Origin of the sequence: Olsenella sp. CU969 (genome assembly GCF_905219715.1) — a bacterium.
Taxonomy (GTDB): domain Bacteria; phylum Actinomycetota; class Coriobacteriia; order Coriobacteriales; family Atopobiaceae; genus Granulimonas; species Granulimonas faecalis.
The window spans coordinates 1-6,711 of record NZ_CAJMXC010000091.1 but is presented as its reverse complement, the minus strand read 5'-3'; the positions used below and the strand labels follow the sequence as shown (position 1 = coordinate 6,711).

Sequence of the window (6,711 nt, the reverse complement as noted above, 5' to 3'; positions counted from 1 at the left end):
TCCACGGCGGCTCCGGCGCCGGAGAGGAGAACATCCGCCGCTGCGTGGAGCTGGGCATCAACAAGATCAACGTCTGCGAGGGCTACTGGAGGCGCCAAAGCGACGCCCACAAGGGCGACGGCTGGTTCGCCACCGGCGACGTGGCCCGTCTCGACCACGGCCTCGTCTGGGTGGTGGACCGCATCAAGGACATGATCAACCGGGGCGGGGAGAAGGTGTGGTGCTCCTCCCTGGAGGAGCACCTGGCCGCCGTGCCCGGCGTGGCGGCCGCCCTCGTGGCCGGCATCCCCTCCGCCGCCTACGGCGAGGTGCCCGTGGCGGTCTGCGTGCGCGAGGCCGGCTCCCGCGTCAGCGAGCAGGAGGTGCGCTCCTGGCTCTCGGGGCGGGTCGCCCGCTTCGAGGTACCCGAGCACGTGGTCTTCGCCGACGAGCTGCCCCTCACCCCCGCCTCCAAGCCCGACCGCGCCCGCGCGGCCTCCATCGTCCTCGACCACATCGCCCAAGAAAGGACGGCCGTCCATGGCTAGCGCCCTCGACGCCCACTTCTGCACCCCCGACGAGGCCATGGCACAGATCCGGGACGGCCAGACCGTGGCCACCGTGGCCATGACCCTGGTGTCGGCCTCGGAGTCAAACCTCAAGGCCCTGGAGCGCCGGTTCCTCGAGACCGGGCACCCCCGGGACCTCACCCTCATCCACTCCTGCGGCCAGTCGGACCGCGAGCGCGGCATCCAGCACCTGGCCCACGAGGGCATGGTGCGCCGCATCGTCGGCGCCCACTGGGGGCTGCAGCCCAGGTGGATGGAGCTCATCGCCTCAAACAAGGTGGAGGCCTACTGCCTGCCCCAGGGTCAGATGGCCCAGCTCTACCGCGAGGCCGCCTCGGGGCTGCCCGGCAAGGTGAGCCAGGTGGGCCTGGGCACCTTCATCGACCCGCGCGTGGAGGGCGGCAAGATGAACGAGCGCACCCGGGCCTGCGAGGACCTCGTGGAGGTGGTGGAGCTCGACGGCCGGGAGTTCCTGTTCTACCGGGCGCTCCCCATCGACTGGCTCCTCATCCGCGGCACCGCCGCCGACGGCCAGGGCAACCTCACCACCACCGACGAGGCCATGAAGCTCGAGGTGCTGCCGGCGGTNCTCGCCTGCAAGCGCTGGGGCGGCAAGGTGGTGGCCCAGGTGCGCGAGCGGGTGGAGACCGGCACCCTCGANCCCAAGGACGTCACCGTCCCCGGCGTCTTCATCGACTCCGTGGTGGTCTGCCCCGACCCCGAGACCGACCACCGCATGACCTCGTCGTTCTACTTCGACCCNTCGTTCTGCGGCCAGGCCCGGGTGCCCGAGGAGGCCATCGAGCCGGCCCCCATGAACGAGCGCAAGCTCATCGCCCGCCGCGGCGTCTGCGAGCTCTACCCCGGGGCCGTGGTGAACCTGGGCACGGGCATCCCCAACGACATGGTGGGCCGCGTGGCCGCCGAGGAGGGACTGTCCGACGACGTCATGATCACCGTCGAGAGCGGCATCTACGGCGGCGTGCAGCTGGGCGGCGTGGACTTTGGCATAGGCCAGAACCTCACGGCCATGGTGGCCCACCACGAGCAGTTCGACTACTACGACGGCGCCGGCGTGGACGTCACGTTCATGGGCCTCGGCGAGCTCGACGGCCAGGGCAACGTCAACTCCACCAAGATGGGGGACCGCTGCGCCGGCGCCGGCGGGTTCATCGACATCACCCAGAACGCCAAGAAGGTGGTGTTCCTCGGCACCTTCACCGCCAAGGGCGGCCGGTACCGCTTCGAGGACGGCCGCCTGGTGATAGAGCGGGAGGGGGAGGTGCGCANGATGGTCCCCCAGGTGGGCCAGCTCTCCTTCAACGGGCCCGCCGCCCGCCGCGCCGGCCAGGAGGTGCTCGTGGTCACCGAGCGCGCCGTGTTCCGCCTGGTGCCGGAGGGTGTGGAGCTCGTGGAGGTCGCCCCGGGCATCGACCTCCAGACCCAGGTGCTCGACCTTATGGGCTTCACGCCCATCGTGAGCCCGAACCTCAAGGTCATGGACCCGGCGCTCTTCACCGTGGACGGCCCCGCCGGCATCGCCTTGGGCCCGCGCCCGGAGGGGCGCTGAGAGACGGCCCTCCCGGCAGCATTGAATCATCGGATTAACCATAGCGGACACATTAATTAAGGAAAGGAAGCACACCTCATGAACGAGAAGAAGGTCGCGGTCATCGGCTCCGGTCTCATGGGCGGCGGCATCGCCCAGCTCTGCGCCCAGTCGGGCTTCGAGACGGTCAACGTGGACATCGCCCCGGAGCCCCTGGAGCGCNCCCAGGCCCTCGTCGAGAAGCTGCTCTCNGGCAAGGTGGCCAAGGGCAAGATGGACCAGGCCGAGAAGGACGNCGTCATGGGGCGCNTCANCTACAGCTGCGNCTTCGCCGACATCGCCGACGCCGCCGTGGTGGTGGAGGCCGTGCCCGAGCGCCTGGATATCAAGAAGGCCACCTTCGCCTCCATCGACGAGCACGCCGACCCCGAGGCCGTCCTGCTGACCAACACCTCGGGCCTCTCGGTGTCGGCCATCGCCGCCGCCACGGCGCGCCCCGGCTCGGTCATGGGCATGCACTTCTTCTATCCGGCGCCGGTCATGAGGCTCGTGGAGCTTNTCCGAGGCATCGCCACCACCGACGACACCTACGACCGTGCCGTCGCCTTCGCCGAGGCCATCGGCAAGGAGGCCATCGACGCCCCGGAGCTGCCGGGCTTCGTGGTGAACCGCCTCATCGTGCCCTACCAGAACGAGGGCGCCTTCCTCGTCATGGAGGGCGTGGCCCCCGAGGACGTGGACNNCGGCATGAAGCTCGGCTGCAACCACCCCATGGGCCCCTGTGAGCTCATGGACTTCACCGGCATCGACGTGGTGCTCGCCACCATGCGCGGCCTCTACGAGCAGTTCGGCGACTCCAAGTACCGCCCCGCGCCCATTCTGCAGACCATGGTCGACGCCGGNCGCCTGGGCCGCAAGACCGGCCGCGGCTTCTACGACTACACCAAGTGACCGTAGCCCGAGAGAGAAGAGAGAGGGAAGAGCTTTGAACAGGACCTTCGAGAAGCACGACNACGACATCGTCANCNTGGCCGGCGCCCGCANCGCCATCGGCCGCTTCGGNGGCAGCCTCAAGGACGTCTCGGCCATCGACCTCGGCGCCACCGTGGTGGCCGAGGCCGTGGAGCGNGCCGGCATCGACCCGGCCGAGGTGGACNAGCTCGTGGGGGGCCAGGTGNGCGGCTGGGGCCCCAACGGCTTCGTGGCCCGCGCCGTGGGCCTCAAGGCGGGCCTGCCTAACGAGACCTGCGCCTACTCGGTCAACCGNCAGTGCGGCAGCGGCCTCCAGGCCATCGTGGAGGCCGTGATGGAGAACCGGTGCGGCGCCAGCGAGGTCGTGGTGGCCGGCGGCACCGAGAACCTGTCGCAGCTGCCCTACTACGTCACCGACGCCCGCTGGGGCGCCCGCATGGGTCACAAGCGCTTCGAGGACGGCGTCATCGACATCCTCACCTGGCCCCTGGACGAGTCCCACAACGGCGTGACCGCCGAGANCGTGGCCCGGGAGTTCAACGTCACCCGCGAGGAGCAGGACGAGTTTGCCGCCCGCAGCCAGCAGCGCGCCGTGAAGGCCGTGGCGGACGGCGTCTTCGCCGACGAGATCGTGGCNGTCAACGTGCCGGGCCGCNAGGGTGCCGTCANCGTGGTGGACACCGACGAGAACCCCCGCGACNGCGTCACTGCCGAGNNCCTGGCCCGGCTCAAGCCGTGCTTCGTCTTCGACGGCACCGGCACCGTGACCGCGGCCAACTCCAGCTCCCTGAACGACGCCGCCGCGGCCGTGGTGGTCATGACCCGCGCCAAGGCCGCCGAGCTGGGCTGCGAGCCCATGGCCACCATCCGCGGCTGGGCCGTGGCCGGCTACGACGCCGCCCTCATGGGCTACTCGCCCTTCCTCTCCACCAAGAAGCTCGNCGAGCAGCTGGACATCGACCCGGCCGAGGTGGGGTTCTTCGAGCTCAACGAGGCCTTTGCCAGCCAGGCCGTGGCCGTGAGCCGCGACCTCGGCCTCGACCCGGAGCGCGTGAACGTCTACGGCGGCGGCATCTCCCTCGGNCACCCCATCGGGGCCACCGGCGCCGTGCTCGCCCTCAAGTGCGCCTATGAGCTCGGGCGCCGCCACCCGGAGAAGGGCGACGCNATNGTGTCCATGNGCATCNGCGGCNGCCAGGGCATCTCTATGTACTTCACCNCCGGCTGATCCCGCCGGCCCGCTACCGGGCCACTGTTTGTCACCGGGTTTTCCCACCGTTCAAAGATCCCTATGGATAGGAGTTGCGCGTCATGGTCAATTTCGAGTTCCTCGTTCCCACCAAGGTCGTGTTCGGCAAGGACACCGAGAGCGAGGCCGGCCGCCTCGTCAAGGAGTACGGCGGCACCAAGGCCCTCATCCACTGGGGCGGCGACTACGTACGCACCACGGGCCTGCTCGACCGCGTGGAGAAGGGCCTCGCCGAGGCCGGCGTCGAGTACGTNGAGCTGGACGGCGTGGTGCCCAACCCGCGCCTCTCCCTCGTGAAGGAGGGCGTGGAGCTCGCCCGCAAGGAGGGCGTGGACTTCGTGCTCGCCATCGGCGGCGGCAGCGCCATCGACTCCTCCAAGGCCATCGCCTACGGCCTGACCAACGACTTCGAGCTGGAGGACCTCTTCCTCGGCAAGGTGGCCACNGACAGNATCGCCCCACTGGCCGCCATCTCCNCCCTGGCNGGCACCGGCTCGAAGACCTCCAACTCCACGGTGATCAACATCGACACCCTCGACGGCCCCATGCTCAAGCGCTCCTACAACCACGAGTGCGCCCGCCCGCTCTTTGCCATCATGAACCCCGAGCTCACCTACTCGCTGCCGGCCTTCCAGACCGCGGCCCCCGGCGCCGACATCATGATGCACACCATGGAGCGCTACTTCACCACCGTGGAGCACACCGAGCTCATCGACGCCATGGCCGAGGGGCTCATGCGCACCGTGAGGACCGCGGTGCCCGAGGCCCTGGCCAACCCCGGCGACTACGCCGCCCGCTCCAACCTGCTGTGGGCCGGCTCGCTCTCCCACAACGGCCTCACCGGTACCGGCAACGTGGGCGACTTCGCCTGCCACGCCATCGAGCACGAGATCGGCGCCATGTTCGACGTGGCTCACGGGGCCGGCCTCACGGCCATCTGGTCCGCCTGGGCCAGGTACGTGCTGCACACCAAGCCCGAGCGCTTCGCCCAGTTTGGCGTGAACGTCTTTGGCGTGGAGAACGNCTTCGACGACCCGGTGGCCACGGGTCTCCGCGGCATCGAGGCCTGGGACGACTGGTGCCACAAGATCGGCCTGCCCACGACCCTCACCGAGCTGGGCATCNACCCCACCNCCGAGCAGATGCGCGAGATGGCCGAGGGGGCCGTGGAGGCCCGCGGCGGCAACCTGGGCGGCTTCTGCCACCTGGAGGCCAGCGACGTGGTGGCCATCCTGGAGGCGGCCCGGTAGGGGAGCCGCGCCTCNCGGTACCCGGGGTCCTCTCGGAACCCCTCGGCACCAGGGTCTTCGGCACCTGAATGCGGTTGAGGGCGACTCGCGGCGCGGTCCAGCCGCCGAAGTCGCCCTCAGCTGCGTTCAGGAGGGCGAAATCCGCCCCCAATCGCGTTCAGGTGCCGAGGAGGTCGCCCCCAGTCGCGTTCAGGTGCCGATGCGCGATGTAGACGTGTGACAAAGGTGCCTGGCCCATCTGTCACTTGTCCTATTGCGTGTTTGATGAAATCGCCGACAACCGCCGACAACCGCCGATAACCGCCCGCTCGGCCCGGCCTCGTAGCCGTTACGCTTGATATCCCGCCAGCTCCCAAACCGAGGAGGACCTATGCCTCGCTTCCTGTTTGCTTGCGACTCCTTCAAGGGCACGCTCTCCTCGGCCCGCACCGCGGAGCTGCTCGCCGAGGCCGCCGAGCGGCACTTCCCCGGCTGCGGGTGGTCCGCCGTCCCCATGGCCGACGGCGGGGAGGGGACCGTGGACGCCGTTGTGGCGGCAACGGGTGGTGAGCCGGTGACGGCCCGGGTGGACGGCCCCCTGGGCGACCCCGTCCAGGCCGCCTACGGCATGCTGCCGGACGGCGGTGCCGTCATAGAGATGGCCGCCGCGTCGGGGCTGCCCCTCGTGGCGGGCCGGGAGGACGTCCTCGCTGCCTCCACGCTGGGGACCGGTCAGCTCGTGGCCCACGCGCTCGACCGCGGGGCACGCGGCGTGGCCCTGGCCATCGGCGGGTCGGCCACCAACGACGGCGGCAGCGGCTTCCTCGTGGCGCTGGGTGCCCGCCTGCTGGACGCCCGGGGCGAGGAGGTCGCCCCCTGCGCCGCCGACCTCGGGCGCGTGGCGGCGGTGAACCTATCGGGGTTGGACCGGCGCCTGGCCTCCGTGGGGCTCACCGTGATGTGCGACGTGGACAACCCGCTTCTGGGCGAGCAGGGCGCCACCCGGGTCTTCGGGCCGCAGAAGGGCGCCACCCCCGAGGTCGTCGAGCGCGTGGAGGAGGGCATGGCCGTCTACGCCCGTGCGCTCTCAAAGGCCTGCGGGCGCGACGTCGCGTCCGTCCCGGGGGCGGGGGCGGCCGGCGGCCTGGGTGCCGCGTGCCTGGC

At 70.3% G+C, this 6,711-nt stretch carries 5 protein-coding genes and 1 pseudogene; all 6 read left to right on the top strand.

Translation table 11 applies throughout. The features are described 5' to 3' along the window. Nucleotides 1–527 (top strand): annotated as a pseudogene (locus tag JX283_RS07540) (hypothetical protein); the annotation flags it as partial. Further along, a complete protein-coding gene (locus JX283_RS07535; protein WP_204830025.1) occupies nt 520–2,118 on the top strand; it encodes an acyl CoA:acetate/3-ketoacid CoA transferase in 1,599 nt (532 codons plus the stop codon). The pseudogene JX283_RS07540 and the gene JX283_RS07535, both read left to right, overlap by 8 nt. Nucleotides 2,119–2,196: 78 nt before the next feature. Beyond that, on the top strand, nt 2,197–3,048 hold the full coding sequence (locus tag JX283_RS07530) for a 3-hydroxyacyl-CoA dehydrogenase family protein (RefSeq protein ID WP_204830024.1): 852 nt from the start codon (nt 2,197–2,199) through the stop codon (nt 3,046–3,048). A 34-nt stretch (nt 3,049–3,082) separates the two neighbouring features. Beyond that, the gene (locus JX283_RS07525) at nt 3,083–4,297 is read left to right on the top strand and encodes a thiolase family protein (RefSeq protein WP_204830023.1); all 1,215 of its coding nucleotides are present in this window, start codon (nt 3,083–3,085) and stop codon (nt 4,295–4,297) included. An 83-nt stretch (nt 4,298–4,380) separates the two neighbouring features. Next, nucleotides 4,381–5,568, top strand: coding sequence for an iron-containing alcohol dehydrogenase (locus JX283_RS07520; protein WP_204830022.1), 1,188 nt, complete (start codon nt 4,381–4,383; stop codon nt 5,566–5,568). Nucleotides 5,569–5,938: 370 nt separating this feature from the next. Further along, nucleotides 5,939–6,711: glycerate kinase (locus tag JX283_RS07515; protein ID WP_204830021.1), on the top strand; the 773-nt coding region annotated here is incomplete at its 3' end.